The organism is Xanthomonas sp. 3498 (assembly GCF_014199795.1).
Taxonomy (GTDB): domain Bacteria; phylum Pseudomonadota; class Gammaproteobacteria; order Xanthomonadales; family Xanthomonadaceae; genus Xanthomonas_A; species Xanthomonas_A rydalmerensis.
In genome coordinates this window covers 288,689-307,832 of sequence record NZ_JACHOH010000003.1, presented here as the reverse complement: position 1 = coordinate 307,832, position 19,144 = coordinate 288,689, and the positions used below count along the sequence as shown (strand labels likewise).

The window sequence follows — 19,144 nt, the reverse complement described above, 5'->3', positions numbered from 1 at the left end:
GCTAGCTGCGCCGTCGCGCGCGGCACAAATCCGAAGGCCGCCGCAAGGCGGCGTTCGGCCATCCGAAATCCAAGAAATTTGAGAGGCTCCCTGTGGCCCGTACCACTCCCATCGAGCGTTACCGCAACTTCGGCATCATGGCCCACATCGATGCCGGCAAGACCACCACCTCCGAACGCATCCTGTTCTACACCGGCGTCAGCCACAAGATCGGCGAGGTGCATGACGGTGCCGCGACGATGGACTGGATGGAGCAGGAGCAGGAGCGTGGCATCACCATCACTTCCGCGGCCACCACGGCGTTCTGGAGCGGCATGGACAAGTCGCTGCCGCAGCACCGCTTCAACATCATCGATACCCCCGGGCACGTCGACTTCACCATCGAAGTCGAGCGTTCGCTGCGCGTGCTCGATGGCGCGGTGTTCGTGCTGTGTGCGGTCGGTGGCGTGCAGCCGCAGTCCGAGACCGTGTGGCGCCAGGCCAACAAGTACGCGGTGCCGCGCCTTGCGTTCGTCAACAAGATGGACCGCACCGGCGCCAACTTCGACAAGGTGGTCGAGCAGCTGAAGTCGCGCCTGGGTGCGTACCCGGTGCCAATGCAGGTGCCGATCGGTGCCGAAGACGGCTTCGAGGGCGTGGTCGACCTGATCAAGATGAAGGCGGTCCATTGGGATACCGCTTCGCAGGGCACCGTGTTCGAGTACCGTGAGATCCCCGCGCACCTGGCCGACAAGGCCACCGAAGCGCGTGCGTTCATGGTCGAGGCCGCCGCCGAAGCCAACGAAGACCTGATGGACAAGTACCTCAACGAGGGCGACCTGTCCGAGGCCGAGATCGTCAATGGCCTGCGCGAGCGCACCCTGAAGGTGGAAGTGGTGCCGGTGTACTGCGGTACCGCGTTCAAGAACAAGGGCGTGCAGGCGATGCTCGACGGCGTGATCCAGCTGCTGCCGTCGCCCAGCGATCGTCCGCCGGTCAAGGGCATCGACGAGGACGACAAGGAAGACAGCCGTCCGGCCACCGACACCGCGCCGTTCTCGGCGCTGGCGTTCAAGATCATGACCGACCCGTTCGTCGGCTCGCTGACCTTCTTCCGCGTCTACTCCGGCACGCTGAACTCCGGCGACCAGGTGTACAACCCGGTCAAGTCGAAGAAGGAGCGCGTGGGTCGCATCCTGCAGATGCACTCCAACAACCGCGAAGAGATCAAGGAAGTGCGCGCGGGCGACATCGCCGCGGCGGTGGGCCTGAAGGACGTCACCACCGGCGACACGCTGTGCGCGCAGGACAACATCATCATCCTGGAGCGCATGGTGTTCCCGGAGCCGGTGATCTCGATGGCGGTCGAGCCGAAGACCAAGTCGGACCAGGAAAAGATGGGCATCGCGCTGAGCCGTCTGGCGCAGGAAGATCCCTCGTTCCGCGTCAACACCGACGAGGAATCCGGCCAGACCATCATCCGCGGCATGGGCGAGTTGCACCTGGAAATCATGGTCGACCGCATGAAGCGCGAGTTCAACGTCGAAGCTAACGTCGGCAAGCCGCAGGTGGCCTACCGCGAGACCATCCGCAAGGCGGTCAAGCAGGAAGGCAAGTTCGTGCGTCAGTCCGGCGGTAAGGGCCAGTACGGTCATGTCGTGCTCGAGATCGAGCCGCAGGAGCGTGGCCTGGGCTACACCTTCGAGAACGCGATCGTCGGCGGCGTGGTGCCGAAGGAATACATCCCGGCGGTGGACAAGGGCATCCAGGAAGCGGTGGCCAACGGCGTGATGGCCGGCTACCCGATCGTGGACGTCAAGGTGCGCCTGATCGACGGTTCGTACCATGACGTCGACTCCTCGGAAATGGCGTTCAAGATCGCCGGCTCGATGGGCTTCAAGGAAGGCTTCAACAAGGCCAACCCGGTGCTGCTGGAGCCGATCATGAAGGTCGAGGTGGTGACGCCGGAAGACTACCTGGGCGATGTGATGGGCGACGTCAGCCGTCGTCGCGGCATCCTGCAGGGCCAGGACGACAGCCCGTCGGGCAAGGTGATCAACGCGATGGTGCCGCTGGGCGAAATGTTCGGCTACGCCACCACGCTGCGCTCGATGTCGCAGGGTCGCGCCACCTTCTCGATGGAGTTCGACCACTACGCTGAAGCGCCGGCCAACATCGCCGAAGCGGTCATCAAGAAGAGCTGAGATTAGAGCGACGGGATGCGTGCGGCGGACCAGGTCCGCGCCGCATCCCGCTCTCTGTTCCCCCAATACGAATCACGAGGTAGAGAGACATGGCAAAGGGTAAGTTCGAGCGCACCAAGCCGCACGTCAACGTCGGCACCATCGGTCACGTCGACCACGGCAAGACCACGCTGACCGCGGCGCTGACCAAGATCGGCGCAGAGCGCTTCGGCGGCGAGTTCAAGGCGTACGACGCGATCGACGCGGCGCCGGAAGAGAAGGCGCGCGGCATCACGATCTCGACCGCCCACGTGGAATACGAATCCCCGACGCGCCACTACGCGCACGTGGATTGCCCGGGTCACGCGGACTACGTCAAGAACATGATCACCGGTGCGGCGCAGATGGACGGCGCGATCCTGGTGTGCTCGGCCGCTGACGGCCCGATGCCGCAGACCCGCGAGCACATCCTGCTGTCGCGTCAGGTCGGCGTGCCGCACATCGTGGTGTTCCTGAACAAGGCCGACATGGTCGACGACGCCGAACTGCTCGAGCTGGTCGAGATGGAAGTGCGCGAGCTGCTGAGCAAGTACGACTTCCCGGGCGACGACACCCCGATCATCCACGGTTCGGCCCGCCTGGCGCTGGAAGGCGACCAGAGCGAGATCGGCGTGCCGGCGATCCTGAAGCTGGTGGACGCGCTGGACTCGTTCATCCCGGAGCCGCAGCGCGACGTGGACAAGCCGTTCCTGATGCCGGTGGAAGACGTGTTCTCGATCTCGGGCCGCGGCACCGTGGTGACCGGCCGTATCGAGCGCGGCATCATCAAGGTGGGCGACGAAATCGAAATCGTCGGCATCCGTGCGACGCAGAAGACCACCGTGACCGGCGTGGAAATGTTCCGCAAGCTGCTGGACCAGGGCCAGGCGGGCGACAACGCGGGCCTGCTGCTGCGCGGCACCAAGCGTGACGACGTGGAGCGCGGCCAGGTGCTGTGCAAGCCGGGTTCGATCAAGCCGCACACCGACTTCGAAGCCGAAGTGTACGTGCTGTCGAAGGACGAGGGCGGCCGTCACACCCCGTTCTTCAAGGGTTACCGTCCGCAGTTCTACTTCCGCACCACCGATATCACTGGCGCGTGCCAGCTGCCGGAAGGCGTGGAGATGGTGATGCCGGGCGACAACGTCAAGATGGTGGTGACGCTGATCAACCCGGTGGCGATGGACGAAGGCCTGCGCTTCGCGATCCGCGAAGGTGGCCGGACCGTCGGCGCCGGCGTGGTGGCCAAGATCATCAAGTAATGCCCTCCGGCGGCCAAGGCCGCCGGTTGGATTCGCCAGCGACTGCGGTCGTCGGCATCGCGAAGGGTCGGCGCAAGCCGGCCCTTCGTCGTTTCCGGGCATGCGAACGTTCTGGCGATTTGTTGCCGCGAGGTGTTGCGGAGGCGTGAAGTCGTCGCTATAATGCGCGGCTCGGCGTTCCTGGGTAGGGCGCCGGTAAGACAGCGAAAAGAGAGGCAGGACGCCGCTCGTGTTCGCAGGACCGGGAAGGTCGCGTCGCATGGAGCACTCAACAACCCCGGGTTGTTGACGCTGCTCTAGCTGCGCATTATACTTTTCCGTCTGGGCAGGCCGGGTCGACTGGTCTGCCCCAGTTTTTGGGGCGGAAGGAATGCCCCCGTCGAGCCGGATGCTCTGCGGTACGACTATCAGGAAACAACCGGGGCAGGTATCCCAGAGGCCTTGCCCGTCGCTCTTTTAACGAAGGAACCCACCGTCATGGCGGACCAAAAGATCCGGATTCGGCTGAAGGCGTTCGATCATCGTTTGATCGACCGTTCGGCCAGCGAGATCGTCGAGACGGCCAAGCGGACCGGCGCGCAAGTGCGTGGCCCGATCCCGCTGCCGACCAAGATCGAACGCTACACCATCCTCGTTTCCCCGCACGTCGACAAGGACGCGCGTGACCAGTACGAGACCCGCACGCACAAGCGCGTGCTCGACATCGTCGACCCCAACGACAAGACCGTGGACGCGCTGATGAAGCTCGAGCTCGCGGCTGGCGTCGATGTCCAGATCAAGTTGACCTGAGGACTACGACCATGACGAAGAAGTATTCGTTGGGCTTCGTGGGCCGCAAGGCCGGCATGAGCCGCGTCTTCACCGAAGACGGCCGCTCCATCCCGGTCACCCTGATCGAAGCGACCCCGAACCGCATCACCCAGCTCAAGACCGTCGAAGCCGACGGCTACAGCGCCGTGCAGATCACCGTGGGCGCCCGTCGCGCCGCGCTGGTCAACAAGCCGGCGTCCGGCCATTTCGCCAAGGCGAAGGTCGAAGCGGGTCGCGGCCTGTGGGAGTTCCGCGTCGAGGACGCGCAGCTGGGCGAGTTCGCCGTCGGCGGCGAAATCAAGGCGGACATCTTCGCCGTCGGCCAGAAGGTCGACGTCCAGGGCGTCACCAAGGGTAAGGGCTTCCAGGGCACCATCAAGCGGCACAACTTCCGCATGGGCGATGCCACCCACGGTAACTCGCTGTCGCATCGCGCGCCGGGTTCGCTGGGTCAGCGCCAGACCCCGGGTCGCGTTTTCCCGGGCAAGAAGATGTCCGGCCACATGGGCGCGGTGCAGCAGAGCACGCAGAATCTGGAAGTGGTCAAGGTCGACGTCGAGCGTGGCCTGATCGCCATTCGCGGCGCTGTGCCTGGCGCTGCCGGTGGCGACGTGATCGTGCGTCCGGCTAGCAAGGCATAAGGAGAGATGACGATGGAACTCGTTATCACGGGTAGCAACAACAAGGTCTCGGTCTCCGACGCCGTGTTCGGCCGCGATTTCAGCGAGGATCTGGTTCACCAGGTCGTCGTCGCTTATCGCAACGCCGGCCGCGCCGGCACCAAGGCGCAGAAGACGCGTTCGGAAGTCAACGGCACCACCAAGAAGTCGAAGAAGCAGAAGGGCGGTGGCGCTCGCCACGGCGCGCTGACCGCTCCGATCTTCGTTGGCGGTGGCGTGACCTTCGCGGCCAAGCCGCGCAGCTTCGAGCAGAAGGTCAACCGCAAGATGTACCGCGCGGCCATCTGCGCGATCCTCTCGGAACTGAACCGCCAGGGCCGCCTGATGGTCGTCGACGCGTTCGACGTCGAGGCCAGCAAGACCAAGGGCCTGATCGAGAAGCTGAAGGGTCTGGAAGTGGGCAAGCGCCCGCTGATCGTGACCGAAGAAGCGTCCGAGCATCTGTACCTGTCCGCCCGCAACCTTCCCTACGTGGAAGTGCGCGACGTGCAGGGCCTGGATCCGGTGTCGCTGGTCGGGGCCGATACGGTCGTGATCACCGCCGATGCGGTCAAGAAGGTCGAGGAGTGGCTGGCATGAGCAGCAACGAAAAAATCTTCAGCGTGCTGCGCGCTCCGCGTGTCTCCGAAAAGACCGCGCGCCTGCAGGAACTCTCCAATCAGTACGTCTTCGAGATTTCGAACGAAGCCACCAAGGCCGATGTCAAGGCCGCGGTCGAGCAGCTGTTCGACGTCAAGGTCGAGTCGGTCAACGTGTTGAACGTCAAGGGCAAGAACAAGTCCTTCCGTTCGCGCAGCGGTCGTCGCGGCGATTGGCGCAAGGCGTACGTGCGTCTGGCCGAAGGCCAGTCCATCGACGTAACGGCCAAGGCCTGAGGTACATCCCATGCCATTGATGAAATTCAAGCCCACCTCCGCAGGCCGTCGTTCGGCCGTGCGCGTGGTCACGCCCGATCTGCACAAGGGCGCCCCGCACGCTGCACTGGTGGAAAAGCAGAGCAAGTCCGGTGGTCGTAACCACCACGGCCGCATCACCACCCGCCACGTCGGCGGTGGTCACAAGCAGCACTACCGCGTCATCGACTTCAAGCGCAACAAGGAAGGTATCCCGGCGCGCGTGGAGCGGATCGAATACGATCCCAACCGCACCGCCCATATCGCCCTGCTGTGCTACGCCGACGGCGAGCGCCGCTACATCATCGCGCCGAAGGGCCTGAAGGCCGGCGACCAGGTGATCGCGGGTTCGGATGCGCCGATCAAGACCGGCAACACCCTGCCGCTGCGCAACATCCCGGTCGGTACCACCGTCCACGGGATCGAGCTGAAGCCGGGCAAGGGCGCGCAGATCGCGCGTGCCGCCGGCGCCGCGGTACAGCTGGTCGCGCGTGAAGGCATCTACGCCACCCTGCGTCTGCGCTCCGGCGAGATGCGCAAGGTGCCGGCCGAGTGCCGCGCCACCATCGGCGAAGTCGGCAACGACGAGCACAACCTCGAGAAGCTGGGCAAGGCGGGCGCGAAGCGCTGGCGCGGCGTGCGTCCGACCGTTCGCGGTGCGGCCATGAACCCGGTCGACCACCCGCACGGTGGTGGTGAGGCGAAGGCCGGTCAGGGTAATCCGCATCCGGTCACCCCGTGGGGTGTCCCGACCAAGGGTTACAAGACGCGCCATAACAAGCGCACCGAACAATTCATCGTCCGCGATCGTAGGGGCTAATCGACCATGGCACGTTCACTCAAGAAGGGCCCGTTCGTCGATCACCACCTCGTCAAGAAGGTGGAGGCCGCGGCCGGCAGCAAGCGTCCGATCAAGACCTGGTCGCGACGTTCGATGATCCTGCCGGAGATGGTGGGTTTCACCATCGCCGTGCATAACGGCAAGAACCACGTTCCGGTGCTGGTCAACGAGAACATGGTCGGCCACAAGCTCGGCGAATTTGCCGTCACCCGGACCTTCAAGGGTCACGGTGGCGACAAGAAGTCGAGCCGGTAAGGAGAGATGACGATGGAAGCGAAAGCAATCCTGCGCACCGCGCGCATCTCCCCGCAGAAGGCCCGCCTGGTCGCTGACCAGGTGCGCGGTCTTTCCGCCGAGCGGGCGGTCAACCTGCTGAAGTTCTCGGACAAGAAGGCTGCCCACCTGATCAAGAAGGTGGTGGAGTCGGCGATCGCCAATGCCGAGAACAACCAGGGCGCGGATGTCGACGAGCTGAAGGTCAAGACCATCACGGTTGATGAAGGTCCGACCCTGAAGCGTTTCATGGCGCGGGCGAAAGGCCGCGGTACCCGCATCCTCAAGCGCACCAGCCACATCACTGTGGTTGTGGGCGCCGCCAAGTAAGCGGAAAGGAAAAGACGATGGGTCATAAAGTTCATCCGATCGGAATCCGCCTGGGTATCGCCAAGGACTGGAATTCCAAGTGGTACGCCAACAAGGGCGAGTTCGCCGGTTACCTGGCGGCCGACCTCAAGGTCCGCGAAATGCTGCGCAAGAAGCTGGCGCAGGCGGGCATCAGCAAGATCCTGATCGAGCGTCCGGCCAAGACCGCGCGCGTGACGATCCACACCGCCCGCCCGGGCGTGGTGATCGGCAAGCGCGGTGAGGACATCGAGAAGCTGCGCAAGGAAGTGAGCGAGATGATGGGCGTCCCCGCCCACATCAACGTCACCGAAGTGCGCAAGCCGGAGCTGGACGCGCAGCTGGTCGCCGAGTCGATCGCGCAGCAGCTGGAGCGTCGCATCATGTTCCGCCGCGCGATGAAGCGCTCGGTCGGCAACGCGATGCGCCTGGGTGCCCTGGGCATCAAGGTCAACGTCGCCGGCCGTCTGAACGGTGCGGAAATCGCCCGTTCCGAGTGGTACCGCGAAGGCCGCGTGCCGCTGCACACGCTGCGTGCCGACATCGACTACGGCTTCGCTGAAGCCAAGACGACCTACGGCATCATCGGCATCAAGGTCTGGATCTACAAGGGCGAGATCTTCGATTTCTCCCAGGTTGGCCAGGAAAAGCAGGACGATTCCCCGCGCAACGATCGTAATGATCGCGGCGACCGTGGCGACCGTCCGTCGCGTCCGGCCCGTGAAGCGAGGTAACGGCAATGTTGCAACCCAAGCGAACCAAATACCGCAAGATGCACAAGGGTCGTAACGACGGCCTGGCGTGGAGCGGAAACGCCGTCAGCTTCGGCGAGTACGGGCTGAAGGCCACGGCGCACGGTCAGCTGACCGCGCGCCAGATTGAAGCGGCGCGCCGCTCGATCAGTCGCTACGTCAAGCGCGGCGGCAAGATGTGGATCCGCGTGTTCCCGGACAAGCCGATCACCAAGAAGCCGATCGAAGTGCGAATGGGCTCCGGTAAGGGTAACGTCGAGTACTGGGTCGCGCAGATCCAGCCCGGTCGCATGATCTATGAAATCGAAGGTGTCGGCGAAGATGTCGCGCGCGAGGCGTTCCGCCTGGCCGCTGCCAAGCTTTCGGTGACCACCACCTTCGTGACCCGGACGGTACGCTGATGGACATCAAACAACTCCGCGAGAAGTCGGCCGACGATCTGAAGGCCCACCTGACCGATCTGCGCAAGGAGCAGTTCGCCCTGCGCATGCAGCAGGTCACCGGGCAGCTGCCGAAGACTCACGAAACCCGCCGGGTGCGCCGCGAGATCGCTCGCGTCAAGCACCTGCTCGGCAGCACGAAGTAAGGATGGCCGCGATGAGCGACAATAACGAAAGCAAGACGCTGCGCACGGTCGAAGGCCGTGTGGTCAGCAACAAGATGGACAAGACCGTCACCGTGCTGGTGGAGCGTCAGGTCAAGCATGCGCTGTACGGCAAGTACATCAAGCGCTCGACCAAGCTCCACGCCCACGATGCCGACAACGCCTGCAACGAAGGCGATGTCGTGCGCGTGACCGAGATTGCGCCGATGTCCAAGACCAAGAACTGGCGGGTGGTGGAAATCGTCACCCGCGCGGCCGAATAAGGGAGATCTGAATCATGATCCAGATGCAGAGCTACCTCGACGTCGCCGACAATTCCGGTGCCAAGGAAGTGATGTGCATCAAGGTGCTGGGCGGCTCCAAGCGCCGCTACGCGCACATTGGCGACATCATCAAGGTCACCGTCAAGGACGCGATCCCGCGCGGCAAGGTCAAGAAGGGCGAAGTCTACGACGCCGTCGTCGTGCGTACCCGCAAGGGTGTGCGTCGTCCGGACGGTTCGTTGATCCGCTTCGACGGCAACGCCGCGGTGTTGCTCAACAACAAGCAGGAGCCGATCGGCACGCGCATCTTCGGGCCTGTTACCCGCGAGCTGCGTTCCGAGAAGTTCATGAAGATCGTCTCGCTCGCTCCCGAAGTGCTGTGAGCGGAGGACATACACATGGCTAACCGTATCAAGAAGGGCGACCAGGTCGTCGTCACCACCGGCAAGGACAAGGGCAAGCAGGGCGAAGTCGTCCGCGTCGACGGCGACCGCGTGGTCGTCTCCAACGCGAACATCGTCAAGCGCCACACCAAGCCGAACCCGCAGGCGGGCGTCGCCGGCGGCGTGGTCGAGCGCGAAGCGTCGATCCATATTTCCAACGTGGCGATCGTCAACCCGGCGACGGGCAAGGGCGAGCGCGTTGGCTTCAAGGTGCTGGAGGATGGACGCAAACTGCGTGTGTTCCGCTCCAGCGGTGAGGCGCTCGACGCCTGAGGAATGACACAATGACTTCCCGTCTCGAAAAGATCTACAAGGAAGAAGTGGTACCGGCTCTGATGAAGAAGTTCGGTTACACCAATCCGATGGAAGTGCCGAAGCTGGTCAAGGTCACGCTGAACATGGGCGTGGGCGAGGCGGCGACGAACAAGAAGATCCTGGAAAACGCCGTCGCCGACATGGCCAAGGTCTCCGGCCAGAAGCCGGTGGTGACCAAGTCGCGCATCTCGGTGGCGTCGTTCAAGATCCGCGATGGCTGGCCGATCGGCTGCAAGACCACGCTGCGTCGCGCCAAGATGTACGAGTTCCTGGACCGCCTGATCAACATCTCGCTGCCGCGCGTGCGCGACTTCCGCGGTGTCTCGGGGCGTTCGTTCGACGGCCGCGGCAACTTCAACATGGGCGTGAAGGAGCAGATCATCTTCCCGGAAATCGACTTCGACGCCGTCGATGCGATCCGCGGTATGGATATCGCCATCACCACCACCGCCAAGACCGACGCCGAAGCCAAGGCGCTGCTCGAAGCGTTCAAGTTCCCGTTCCGTAACTGATTGACGCCGGGATTCGGGATTCGGGATTCGGGATGGAAGGGCGCATGCCCGCCACCCCGGGTTCCGCAAATCTCAAATCCCCAATCTCGAATCCCGAGGATTTACAGATGGCAAAGACCTCCATGGTCAACCGCGACATCAAGCGCAAGAAGCTGGCGAAGAAGTTCGCCGACAAGCGTGATGCGCTGAAGAAGATCATCGCCTCCGGCACCGCCTCGTACGACGAGAAGGCCGAGGCCGTGACCAAGCTGCAGAAGCTGCCGCGCGATTCGTCGCCGAGCCGCCAGCGTACCCGTTGCGAACTGTCCGGCCGCCCGCGTGGCGTGTACAGCAAGTTCGGTCTGGGCCGCAACATGCTGCGCAAGGCGACCATGAACGGCGACGTTCCGGGTCTGCGCAAGGCCAGCTGGTAATTCCAGCGGCGCCGGTCCCGTTCGCGGGGCCGGGCAGGGCGGTCTGACCGCCCGCGTGTCGTTCAGACAATGAGTCCGACGCAAGTCGGACTTTTTGTCGTATACTCCCGCTCCTTGCCTCGCGGCAGGGACGGGTATGGCAGCCGCCGCGGGTTTCTCCGGCGGTTGCGCGCTTCACCCCCTGCGTCATTCCACCGCTCCACCACACAAGATTTTCGCGAAAGCGGATATCGGTGCACTCAAAGGTAGACACCATGAGCATGACTGATCCCATCGCCGACCTGCTGGTCCGCATCAAGAATGCGGCCGCGGTTGGCAAGCCGACGGTGAAAATGCCGTCCTCCAAGATCAAGGTTGCGATCGCGGAAGTGCTGAAGGCCGAAGGCTACATCAGCGATCTGCGCGTCAACGCGATCGAGAACAACAAGTCCGAACTGGAAATCGTTCTGAAGTATTTCGAAGGCCGCCCGGTCATCGATACGCTCAAGCGCGTTTCGCGTTCGGGTCTGCGCCAGTATCGCGGCAAGACCGAGCTGCCGAAGGTTCTCGGCGGTCTGGGCGTTGCCATCATTTCCACGTCCAAGGGCATCATGACCGATGCGCAGGCCCGTCAGGCCGGCGTCGGTGGCGAAGTCCTGTGCTTCGTGGCCTAAGGGAAGGAGCACTCACATGTCCCGCGTAGCCAAGAAGCCGATCTCCCTCCCGAAGGGCGTCGAACTCACCGTCCAGGCCGATCAGTTCAGCGTCAAGGGCCCGAAGGGCACCTTGTCGCTGGCCAAGCCGGCCGGTGTCGAAATCAAGCAGGAAAACGGTGTCGCCACGCTGTCGGCGAACGATCCGTCGCACATCGCCATCACCGGCACCGTCCGCGCCATCCTGGCGAACATGGTGCAGGGCGTGTCCGCGGGCTTCGAGCGCAAGCTCGAGCTGGTGGGCGTCGGCTACCGCGCCACGATGCAGGGCAAGGACCTGAGCCTGGCGCTCGGTTTCTCGCACCCGATCGTGTTCGTCGCGCCGGAGGGCATCACCCTGACCGCGCCGACGCAGACCGAGATCCTGGTGCAGGGCGCCGACAAGCAGCGCGTCGGCGAAGTCGCCGCCAAGATCCGCGGTTTCCGTCCGCCGGAGCCCTACAAGGGCAAGGGTGTGAAGTACGCCGGTGAAGCCATCATTCGCAAGGAAGCCAAGAAGGCCTAAGCCAGGTTCTTCCGCCAGGAGTCCGGCCTTGCGAGGCCGGGTTCCCCACGAACGCCTCGCTTCCTTCAGCTTCCGTAGGACACAGACATGACCATCAACAAGAACATCGCCCGCCTGCGTCGCGCCAAGTCGACCCGCGCTCACATCCGCGAGCTCGGCGTCGCCCGCCTGTCGGTGCTGCGCACCGGCCAGCACCTGTACGCGCAGGTCTTCACCGCCGACGGTTCCAAGGTGCTCGCCGCGGCGAACACCCTGCAGGCCGACGTCAAGGACGGCCTGAAGAACGGCAAGAACAGCGACGCCGCCGCCAAGGTCGGCAAGCTGATCGCCGAGCGCGCCAAGGCCGCGGGCGTCGAGAAGGTCGCCTTCGACCGCTCGGGCTACCGCTACCACGGCCGCATCAAGGCGCTGGCCGACGCCGCGCGCGAAGGCGGCCTGCAGTTCTGATCCTTGCGGGTGCGGCACTGCCGCGCCCGTCCCGTCGATGCGGGTTGCATCGGACCTTGGCGCGCCTTCTGCGCGCGCCCGGGGAACACGGCTCCAGACCACAACTCCAAGCGGCAACGAAGCCGTAAATCTTTTCCTCTATCAAGGGCATCACAATGGCTGAAGAACAGCGTGCACCGCGGGGTCGTGATCGCGACCGCAACCGCGAAGAGAAAGTCGACGACGGCATGATCGAGAAGCTGGTCGCGGTCAACCGCGTCAGCAAGACGGTCAAGGGCGGTCGCCAGTTCACCTTCACCGCGCTGACCGTGGTCGGCGACGGCAACGGCAAGATCGGCTTCGGTTACGGCAAGGCGCGCGAAGTGCCGGTCGCGATCCAGAAGTCGATGGAGTATGCGCGCAAGGGCATGCTCAACATCGATCTGAACAACGGCACCCTGTGGCACCCGGTGAAGTCCGGCCACGGCGCGGCGCGCGTGTTCATGATGCCGGCCTCGGAAGGTACCGGCGTGATCGCCGGCGGCGCGATGCGCGCCGTGCTGGAAGCGGTGGGCGTGAAGAACGTGCTGGCCAAGGCCGTCGGTTCGCGCAACCCGATCAACCTGGTGCGCGCGACCCTGCGCGGCCTGGAAGACATGCAGTCGCCGTCGCGCATCGCGGCCAAGCGCGGCAAGAAGGTGGAGGATCTGACCCATGGCTAATGAATCCACCAAGACGGTGAAGGTGCGCCTGGTGCGCGGCCTGCGTGGTACCCAGTCGCGTCACCGCCTGTCGGTGCGTGCCCTGGGCCTGAACAAGCTCAACGATGTGCGCGAACTGAAGGACAGCCCGCAAGTGCGCGGCCTGATCAACAAGGTTCAGTACCTCGTCCAGGTTGAGGAGTAATCGACCATGACTTTGCATCTGAATGATCTGAAGCCCGCGCCGGGCGCGCGCACCGAGCGCACCCGCGTCGGTCGCGGCATCGGTTCCGGCCTGGGCAAGACCGCCGGCCGCGGCCACAAGGGTTCGTTCGCGCGCAAGGGCGGCGGCAAGATCAAGGCTGGCTTCGAAGGCGGCCAGACCCCCATGCAGCGCCGTCTGCCGAAGATCGGCTTCCGTTCGAAGATGGCCAAGGACACCGCCGAAGTGCTGTCCTACCAGCTCGACAACCTGCCGGCCGGCGAGATCGATTTCGCTGCGCTGCGCGCCGCGAAGCTGGTCCCGAGCACCGCCAAGAAGGCCAAGGTGGTCCTGAAGGGCGAACTGACCAAGAAGTTCGTGCTGAAGGGTGTCGCCGCGACCGCCGGTGCCAAGGCGGCAATCGAAGCTGCCGGCGGCAGCGTGCAGGAGTAACACGCAGATGGCGCAGGCTGGCATGGGTAATCTCGGCGGCGGGCTCGGCAAGTTCACTGAACTTCGCCAGCGCCTGTTGTTCGTTCTCGGCGCATTGATCGTCTATCGCATCGGCTGCTACGTGCCGGTGCCGGGCGTCAATCCCGAAGCCATGCTTGCGCTGATGCAGGCGCAGGGCGGCGGCATCGTGGACATGTTCAACATGTTTTCGGGCGGCGCCCTGCACCGTTTCAGCATCTTCGCGCTGAACGTGATGCCGTACATCTCGGCATCGATCGTGATCCAGCTGGCCACGCACATCTTTCCGTCGCTGAAGGCGATGCAGAAGGAAGGCGAGTCGGGCCGACGCAAGATCACCCAGTATTCGCGCATCGGCGCGGTGCTGCTGGCGGTGGTGCAGGGCGGCAGTATCGCCCTGGCGCTGCAGAACCAGACCGCACCGGGCGGCGCGCCGGTGGTGTACGCCCCCGGCATGGGCTTCGTGCTCACCGCGGTGATCGCGCTGACCGCCGGCACCATCTTCCTGATGTGGGTCGGCGAGCAGGTGACCGAGCGCGGCATCGGCAACGGCGTCTCGCTGATCATCTTCGCCGGCATCGTCGCCGGGCTGCCGGCAGCGGCGATCCAGACCGTGGAGTCCTTCCGCGACGGCAACCTGAGCTTCATCGCGTTGCTGCTGATCGTGCTGACCATCCTCGCCTTCACCCTGTTCGTGGTGTTCGTCGAGCGCGGACAACGACGGATCACGGTGAACTACGCGCGCCGCCAGGGCGGTCGCAACGCGTACATGAACCAGACCTCGTTCCTGCCGCTGAAGCTCAACATGGCCGGCGTGATCCCGCCGATCTTCGCCTCGAGCATCCTCGCCTTCCCGGCGACGCTGTCGATGTGGTCGGGCCAGGCCGCCTCCAACAGCACCTTCGGCAGTGTGCTGCAGCGCATCGCCAATGCGCTCGGCCCCGGCGAACCGGTGCACATGATCGTATTCGCTGCGCTGATCATCGGCTTCGCGTTCTTCTACACGGCGCTGGTGTTCAACTCGCAGGAAACCGCGGACAACCTGAAGAAGTCCGGCGCGCTGATTCCGGGCATCCGGCCGGGCAAGGCCACCGCCGACTACGTCGACGGCGTGCTGACCCGCCTGACCGCGGCCGGCTCGGTGTACCTGGTGATCGTGTGTCTGCTGCCGGAAGTGATGCGCGCCCAGCTCGGCACCTCGTTCCACTTCGGCGGCACCTCGCTGCTGATCGCGGTCGTGGTGGTGATGGACTTCATCGCGCAGATCCAGGCGCACCTGATGTCGCACCAGTACGAAAGCCTGTTGAAGAAGGCCAACCTCAAGGGTGGCTCGCGCGGCGGCGGTTTTGCCCGCGGTTGATTGCTATACTGTTTGAATCCTTCCGCGAAGACGCCCCCGGTTCCCGGGCGCAGTCTTCCGACTTGAAGGGCGGCCCGTGCAGCGGTCTCGTGCGCGGGTGAGACGTGGTGGTCCTGCGCTGGAGTAGCGCGGGCGGCGGGGCGGAGGTTTCTCCCTGTCAACGACGTCCGGCGCCGGAGCATGGGCACACTCCCCATGCCGGGCTTGCGGAACCTCAGGTTCCGCAGGCTTCCATGTAACCCGAGACCTTGCTAGACTTACAAGTTCACTTTTTGATCCATCCTGCCGGATGGCGCCGTGGTGCGCCGTCGGGCCATCACTCAGTTGGAGAACCGCGTCATGGCGCGTATTGCAGGCGTCAACCTGCCAGCCCAGAAGCACGTCTGGGTCGGGTTGCAAAGCATCTACGGCATCGGCCGTACCCGTTCGAAGAAGGTCTGCGAAGCCGCAGGCGTGACCTCGACCACCAAGATCCGCGACCTGTCCGAGCCGGAAATCGAGCGCCTGCGTCTCGAAGTCGGCAAGTACATCGTCGAAGGCGACCTGCGTCGCGAAATCGGCATCGCCATCAAGCGACTGATGGACCTGGGCTGCTACCGCGGCCTGCGTCACCGTCGTGGCCTGCCCCTGCGCGGTCAGCGCACCCGTACCAACGCCCGCACCCGCAAGGGCCCGCGCAAGGCGATCAGGAAGTAAGGGACCGACATGGCTAAGCCCGCAGCAGCAAAGACCAAGAAGAAGATCAAGCGCGTCGTCACCGACGGTGTCGCCCACGTCCACGCTTCGTTCAACAACACCATCGTGACCATCACCGACCGTCAGGGCAATGCGTTGTCCTGGGCGACCTCCGGTGGCGCCGGTTTCCGCGGTTCGCGCAAGTCCACGCCGTTCGCGGCGCAGGTTGCCGCCGAGAAGGCCGGGCGCGCTGCGCTCGACTACGGCGTGAAGTCGCTGGAAGTGCGCATCAAGGGCCCGGGTCCGGGTCGCGAGTCCGCCGTCCGTTCGTTGAACAACGTCGGATACAAGATCACCAACATCATCGACGTGACGCCGATCCCGCACAACGGGTGCCGTCCGCCGAAGAAGCGTCGCGTCTAAAGGAGCGATAAGAAATGGCTCGTTATATCGGTCCTACCTGTAAGCTCGCGCGCCGCGAAGGCGCCGATCTTTCCCTCAAGAGCCCGGCGCGTGCGCTGGACTCCAAGTGCAAGCTGGAGCAGAAGCCCGGCCAGCACGGCGCGACCGCCCGCAAGGGCAAGCTGTCCGACTACGCCACCCAGCTGCGCGAAAAGCAGAAGGTCAAGCGTATCTACGGCCTGCTGGAGCGTCAGTTCCGCAACTACTACAAGAAGGCCTCGACCAAGAAGGGCAACACCGGCGAGAACCTGCTGCAGCTGCTGGAAACCCGCCTGGACAACGTCGTCTACCGCATGGGCTTCGCCGTCACCCGTCCGGCCGCGCGCCAGCTGGTGTCGCACCGTGGCGTGCTGGTCAACGGCAAGTCGGTGAACCTGGCCTCGTACCAGGTCAAGGCCGGCGACGCGATCGCCCTGTCGGAAAAGGCGCAGAAGCAGCTTCGCGTGCAGGAAGCGCTGACCGTTGCCGAAACGCACGACCTGAACCCGTCGTGGGTCGAGGTCGATTCGAAGAAGTTCAGCGGCATCTTCAAGGCCGTGCCGGACCGTGCGGACCTGCCTGCCGACATCAACGAAGCGCTGATCGTCGAGTTGTATTCGAAGTAATCACATCGGAGAGCCTCCGGTCCACGGAGGCTCGTCAGGAGAACCCGCAACATGACGGTTACCGCCAACCAGGTTCTGCGCCCCCGTGGGCCGCAGATCGAACGCCTTACCGACAACCGCGCCAAGGTCGTGATCGAGCCCTTGGAGCGCGGGTATGGGCATACGCTGGGCAATGCCCTGCGTCGCGTGCTGCTGTCCTCGATTCCCGGCTTCGCGATCACCGAAGTCGAGATCGACGGCGTGCTGCACGAGTACACCACGGTCGAAGGGCTGCAGGAGGACGTGCTGGAAGTCCTGCTGAACCTCAAGGACGTGGCCATCCGCATGCATACCGGTGACAGCGCCACGCTGTCGCTGTCCAAGCAGGGTCCGGGCACGGTCACTGCCGCCGACATCAAGACCGACCACAACGTCGAGATCCTCAACAACGACCACGTGATCTGCCACCTGACCAAGGACACGGCGATCAACATGCGTCTGAAGATCGAGCGTGGCTTCGGCTACCAGCCGGCCGCCGCGCGTCGCCGTCCGGACGAAGAGACCCGCACCATCGGTCGCCTGGTCCTGGACGCCTCGTTCTCGCCGGTGCGCCGCGTCGCCTACGCGGTCGAATCGGCGCGCGTCGAGCAGCGTACCGACCTGGACAAGCTGGTCCTGGACATCGAAACCAACGGCACGATCGATGCCGAGGAAGCCGTGCGCACCGCCGCCGACATCCTCAGCGACCAGCTGTCGGTGTTCGGCGACTTCACCCATCGCGACCGTGGCGCGGCCAAGCCGGCCAGCAACGGCGTGGATCCGGTGCTGCTGCGTCCGATCGACGATCTGGAACTGACCGTGCGTTCGGCCAACTGCCTGAAGGCCGAGAGCATCTACTACATCGGCGATCTGATCCAGAAGACCGAAGTCGAGCTGCTCAAGACTCCGAACCTGGGCAAGAAGTCGCTCACCGAGATCAAGGAAGTGCTGGCCCAGCGTGGCCTGTCGCTCGGCATGAAGCTGGAGAACTGGCCGCCGGCCGGTGTCGCCCAGCACGGCATGCTCGGCTGAGTTTGCGCATCCGGCCGGTGCCGCAAGGCATCGGCCGCATGTCATTCGCGTCATCCGCACCACCACGTCGACGGGTCAAAGCCCGCGGCGTCGCCCGGTCAGGGACGGCCGGCAAGGACCATCCGCAGTCCACTTTCAACGCCACGACGGCGACAGCGATCTCCAACAGTCACACTCTTCCATAGGAATCCCAACCCATGCGTCACCAGAAATCCGGCCGCAAGTTCAGCCGCACCAGCGCCCACCGCGAAGCGATGTTCAAGAACATGGCGGCGTCGCTGATCAAGCACGAGCTGATCAAGACCACCCTGCCGAAGGCCAAGGAACTGCGCCGCGTCGCCGAGCCGCTGATCACCCTGGCCAAGGTCGACAACGTCGCCAACCGCCGCCTGGCGTTCGCCCGCCTGCGTGACAAGGAAGCGGTCGGCACCCTGTTCACCACGCTGGGCCCGCGCTACCAGGCGCGCCCGGGCGGTTACCTGCGCATCCTCAAGTGCGGCTTCCGCGCCGGCGACAATGCGCCGATGGCGTACGTCGAACTGGTCGATCGCCCGGCTGTGGCCGAGGAAGTGGCCGAGTAATCGGTTCGCGTCTGCAGCAGCAAGAAGCCCGGCATGTCCGGGCTTTTTTGTTGTTGGGGCCGGGATTGGGGAGTCGCGATTAGGGATTGGGAGCGCTCGCCGTGCGGGCGAGGGCGACCACCAGCGCATGACACATGGTGATGGGGCGCACGATCGCGGATAATGCGCGGATCGTCGATGCGAGTTCGAGTCCGATGAATCCGTTACGCTGGGGTTTCCGCGCGCAGTTCCTGCTCGGCTTTCTGATCTGCGCCGGCTTGCTGGGCTATGCGATTTTCGTGCAATACCGGCTGGGCATCGAGCCGTGCCCGCTGTGCATCTTCCAGCGCATCGCGTTCGCGGCGCTGGGCGTGCTGTTCCTGCTCGGCGCCCTGCACGGGCCGCGCAGCGCTGGCGGGCGCAAGCTCTACGGCGTCCTGGCGTTCCTGGCCGCGATGGTGGGCGCAGGCATCTCCACCAAGCACGTCTCGGTGCAGCTGTTCCCGGACCCGATGGCGTCCTGCGGCCCGCCGCTGAGCTTCCTGCGCGAGACCATGGGGCCGTTCGAGGTGCTGCGCCGGGTGCTGACCGGCACCGGCGACTGCGGCAACATCGACTGGCGCTTCCTCGGTCTGTCGATGCCGATGTGGTGCCTGATCTGCTTCGTGTTGCTGGCGGTGTTCGCGCTGTATGCGGGCTTCAAGAGCCGGCGGCGCACGCTGATCTGACGGTTCCCCTGCTGTGCGCTGATCGCTCAGCGTTATGGCGCCTGGCGATTGGCGTCAGCGCTGCTTGACGCCGAGATGGGCAGAGCGGACGCACGCC

30 protein-coding genes are annotated in these 19,144 nt (G+C 64.5%); all 30 read left to right on the top strand.

The genetic code is table 11. The features are described from left to right. The first annotated feature begins 92 nt into the window (after positions 1-92). A complete protein-coding gene (fusA, locus tag GGR66_RS11135; protein WP_160967005.1) occupies positions 93-2,183 on the top strand; it encodes an elongation factor G in 2,091 nt (696 codons plus the stop codon). An 89-nt stretch (positions 2,184-2,272) separates the two neighbouring features. Continuing rightward, positions 2,273-3,463 (top strand): elongation factor Tu, encoded by a 1,191-nt coding sequence (tuf, locus tag GGR66_RS11130; RefSeq protein ID WP_160966994.1) that lies wholly within the window; start codon positions 2,273-2,275, stop codon positions 3,461-3,463. Between the two features lie 477 nt (positions 3,464-3,940). Next, on the top strand, positions 3,941-4,252 hold the full coding sequence (rpsJ, locus tag GGR66_RS11125; RefSeq protein ID WP_010341589.1) for a 30S ribosomal protein S10: 312 nt from the start codon (positions 3,941-3,943) through the stop codon (positions 4,250-4,252). An 11-nt stretch (positions 4,253-4,263) separates the two neighbouring features. Continuing rightward, positions 4,264-4,914, top strand: coding sequence for a 50S ribosomal protein L3 (gene rplC, locus GGR66_RS11120; protein WP_010341590.1), 651 nt, complete (start codon positions 4,264-4,266; stop codon positions 4,912-4,914). 12 nt (positions 4,915-4,926) lie between these two features. Further along, a complete protein-coding gene (gene rplD, locus GGR66_RS11115) occupies positions 4,927-5,532 on the top strand; it encodes a 50S ribosomal protein L4 (protein ID WP_048490092.1) in 606 nt (201 codons plus the stop codon). Beyond that, positions 5,529-5,828, top strand: coding sequence for a 50S ribosomal protein L23 (rplW, locus tag GGR66_RS11110; RefSeq protein WP_010341592.1), 300 nt, complete (start codon positions 5,529-5,531; stop codon positions 5,826-5,828). The genes rplD and rplW overlap by 4 nt, the downstream gene beginning before the upstream one ends. 10 nt (positions 5,829-5,838) lie before the next feature. Then, complete coding sequence (rplB, locus tag GGR66_RS11105) at positions 5,839-6,666, top strand: 50S ribosomal protein L2 (protein WP_160967007.1); 828 nt, start codon at positions 5,839-5,841, stop codon at positions 6,664-6,666. 6 nt (positions 6,667-6,672) lie between these two features. After that, positions 6,673-6,942 carry a 30S ribosomal protein S19 gene (gene rpsS / locus GGR66_RS11100; protein ID WP_003470666.1) on the top strand — a complete coding sequence of 90 codons (270 nt, stop codon included), beginning with the start codon at positions 6,673-6,675 and terminating at the stop codon, positions 6,940-6,942. A gap of 12 nt (positions 6,943-6,954) precedes the next feature. Beyond that, positions 6,955-7,290 (top strand): 50S ribosomal protein L22, encoded by a 336-nt coding sequence (gene rplV / locus GGR66_RS11095; RefSeq protein ID WP_184448283.1) that lies wholly within the window; start codon positions 6,955-6,957, stop codon positions 7,288-7,290. Positions 7,291-7,307: 17 nt separating this feature from the next. Next, entirely contained in the window at positions 7,308-8,042 is a 735-nt protein-coding gene (rpsC, locus tag GGR66_RS11090) for a 30S ribosomal protein S3 (protein WP_160967009.1), read from the top strand. A gap of 5 nt (positions 8,043-8,047) precedes the next feature. Then, positions 8,048-8,461 (top strand): 50S ribosomal protein L16, encoded by a 414-nt coding sequence (rplP, locus tag GGR66_RS11085; protein ID WP_003470657.1) that lies wholly within the window; start codon positions 8,048-8,050, stop codon positions 8,459-8,461. Beyond that, complete coding sequence (gene rpmC, locus GGR66_RS11080) at positions 8,461-8,646, top strand: 50S ribosomal protein L29 (RefSeq protein WP_010341597.1); 186 nt, start codon at positions 8,461-8,463, stop codon at positions 8,644-8,646. The genes rplP and rpmC overlap by 1 nt, the downstream gene beginning before the upstream one ends. Before the next feature lie 11 nt (positions 8,647-8,657). Then, entirely contained in the window at positions 8,658-8,927 is a 270-nt protein-coding gene (gene rpsQ / locus GGR66_RS11075) for a 30S ribosomal protein S17 (RefSeq protein ID WP_010341599.1), read from the top strand. Between the two features lie 14 nt (positions 8,928-8,941). Continuing rightward, entirely contained in the window at positions 8,942-9,310 is a 369-nt protein-coding gene (gene rplN, locus GGR66_RS11070; RefSeq protein ID WP_003486699.1) for a 50S ribosomal protein L14, read from the top strand. Between the two features lie 15 nt (positions 9,311-9,325). Continuing rightward, entirely contained in the window at positions 9,326-9,643 is a 318-nt protein-coding gene (rplX, locus tag GGR66_RS11065; protein ID WP_160967011.1) for a 50S ribosomal protein L24, read from the top strand. A gap of 11 nt (positions 9,644-9,654) precedes the next feature. Next, on the top strand, positions 9,655-10,197 hold the full coding sequence (gene rplE, locus GGR66_RS11060) for a 50S ribosomal protein L5 (protein ID WP_010341606.1): 543 nt from the start codon (positions 9,655-9,657) through the stop codon (positions 10,195-10,197). A gap of 107 nt (positions 10,198-10,304) precedes the next feature. Beyond that, entirely contained in the window at positions 10,305-10,610 is a 306-nt protein-coding gene (gene rpsN / locus GGR66_RS11055) for a 30S ribosomal protein S14 (protein ID WP_160967013.1), read from the top strand. A gap of 254 nt (positions 10,611-10,864) precedes the next feature. Continuing rightward, positions 10,865-11,263, top strand: coding sequence for a 30S ribosomal protein S8 (rpsH, locus tag GGR66_RS11050; RefSeq protein WP_010340446.1), 399 nt, complete (start codon positions 10,865-10,867; stop codon positions 11,261-11,263). Positions 11,264-11,279: 16 nt separating this feature from the next. Next, positions 11,280-11,807, top strand: a complete 528-nt coding sequence (gene rplF / locus GGR66_RS11045) for a 50S ribosomal protein L6 (protein WP_160967015.1) — start codon at positions 11,280-11,282, stop codon at positions 11,805-11,807. An 87-nt stretch (positions 11,808-11,894) separates the two neighbouring features. Next, positions 11,895-12,254 (top strand): 50S ribosomal protein L18, encoded by a 360-nt coding sequence (gene rplR / locus GGR66_RS11040; RefSeq protein WP_160967017.1) that lies wholly within the window; start codon positions 11,895-11,897, stop codon positions 12,252-12,254. 155 nt (positions 12,255-12,409) lie between these two features. Then, positions 12,410-12,955 carry a 30S ribosomal protein S5 gene (gene rpsE / locus GGR66_RS11035; RefSeq protein WP_160967019.1) on the top strand — a complete coding sequence of 182 codons (546 nt, stop codon included), beginning with the start codon at positions 12,410-12,412 and terminating at the stop codon, positions 12,953-12,955. Next, the gene (gene rpmD, locus GGR66_RS11030; protein ID WP_010340450.1) at positions 12,948-13,139 is read left to right on the top strand and encodes a 50S ribosomal protein L30; all 192 of its coding nucleotides are present in this window, start codon (positions 12,948-12,950) and stop codon (positions 13,137-13,139) included. The genes rpsE and rpmD overlap by 8 nt, the downstream gene beginning before the upstream one ends. 6 nt (positions 13,140-13,145) lie before the next feature. Then, the gene (gene rplO / locus GGR66_RS11025) at positions 13,146-13,589 is read left to right on the top strand and encodes a 50S ribosomal protein L15 (RefSeq protein ID WP_010340451.1); all 444 of its coding nucleotides are present in this window, start codon (positions 13,146-13,148) and stop codon (positions 13,587-13,589) included. A gap of 7 nt (positions 13,590-13,596) precedes the next feature. Continuing rightward, positions 13,597-14,967: a preprotein translocase subunit SecY gene (secY, locus tag GGR66_RS11020; RefSeq protein ID WP_160967021.1), complete on the top strand. Its 1,371-nt coding sequence runs from the start codon at positions 13,597-13,599 to the stop codon at positions 14,965-14,967. Between the two features lie 339 nt (positions 14,968-15,306). Beyond that, positions 15,307-15,663, top strand: coding sequence for a 30S ribosomal protein S13 (gene rpsM / locus GGR66_RS11015; protein ID WP_160967083.1), 357 nt, complete (start codon positions 15,307-15,309; stop codon positions 15,661-15,663). A gap of 9 nt (positions 15,664-15,672) precedes the next feature. After that, positions 15,673-16,065: a 30S ribosomal protein S11 gene (gene rpsK, locus GGR66_RS11010; RefSeq protein WP_003470632.1), complete on the top strand. Its 393-nt coding sequence runs from the start codon at positions 15,673-15,675 to the stop codon at positions 16,063-16,065. A 14-nt stretch (positions 16,066-16,079) separates the two neighbouring features. Then, positions 16,080-16,709 (top strand): 30S ribosomal protein S4, encoded by a 630-nt coding sequence (gene rpsD / locus GGR66_RS11005; RefSeq protein ID WP_010340454.1) that lies wholly within the window; start codon positions 16,080-16,082, stop codon positions 16,707-16,709. A gap of 51 nt (positions 16,710-16,760) precedes the next feature. Continuing rightward, positions 16,761-17,759: a DNA-directed RNA polymerase subunit alpha gene (gene rpoA / locus GGR66_RS11000; RefSeq protein ID WP_010340455.1), complete on the top strand. Its 999-nt coding sequence runs from the start codon at positions 16,761-16,763 to the stop codon at positions 17,757-17,759. Between the two features lie 197 nt (positions 17,760-17,956). After that, on the top strand, positions 17,957-18,340 hold the full coding sequence (rplQ, locus tag GGR66_RS10995; RefSeq protein ID WP_010340456.1) for a 50S ribosomal protein L17: 384 nt from the start codon (positions 17,957-17,959) through the stop codon (positions 18,338-18,340). A gap of 194 nt (positions 18,341-18,534) precedes the next feature. After that, positions 18,535-19,047, top strand: coding sequence for a disulfide bond formation protein B (locus tag GGR66_RS10990; RefSeq protein WP_160967023.1), 513 nt, complete (start codon positions 18,535-18,537; stop codon positions 19,045-19,047). The last annotated feature ends 97 nt before the right edge of the window (positions 19,048-19,144 follow it).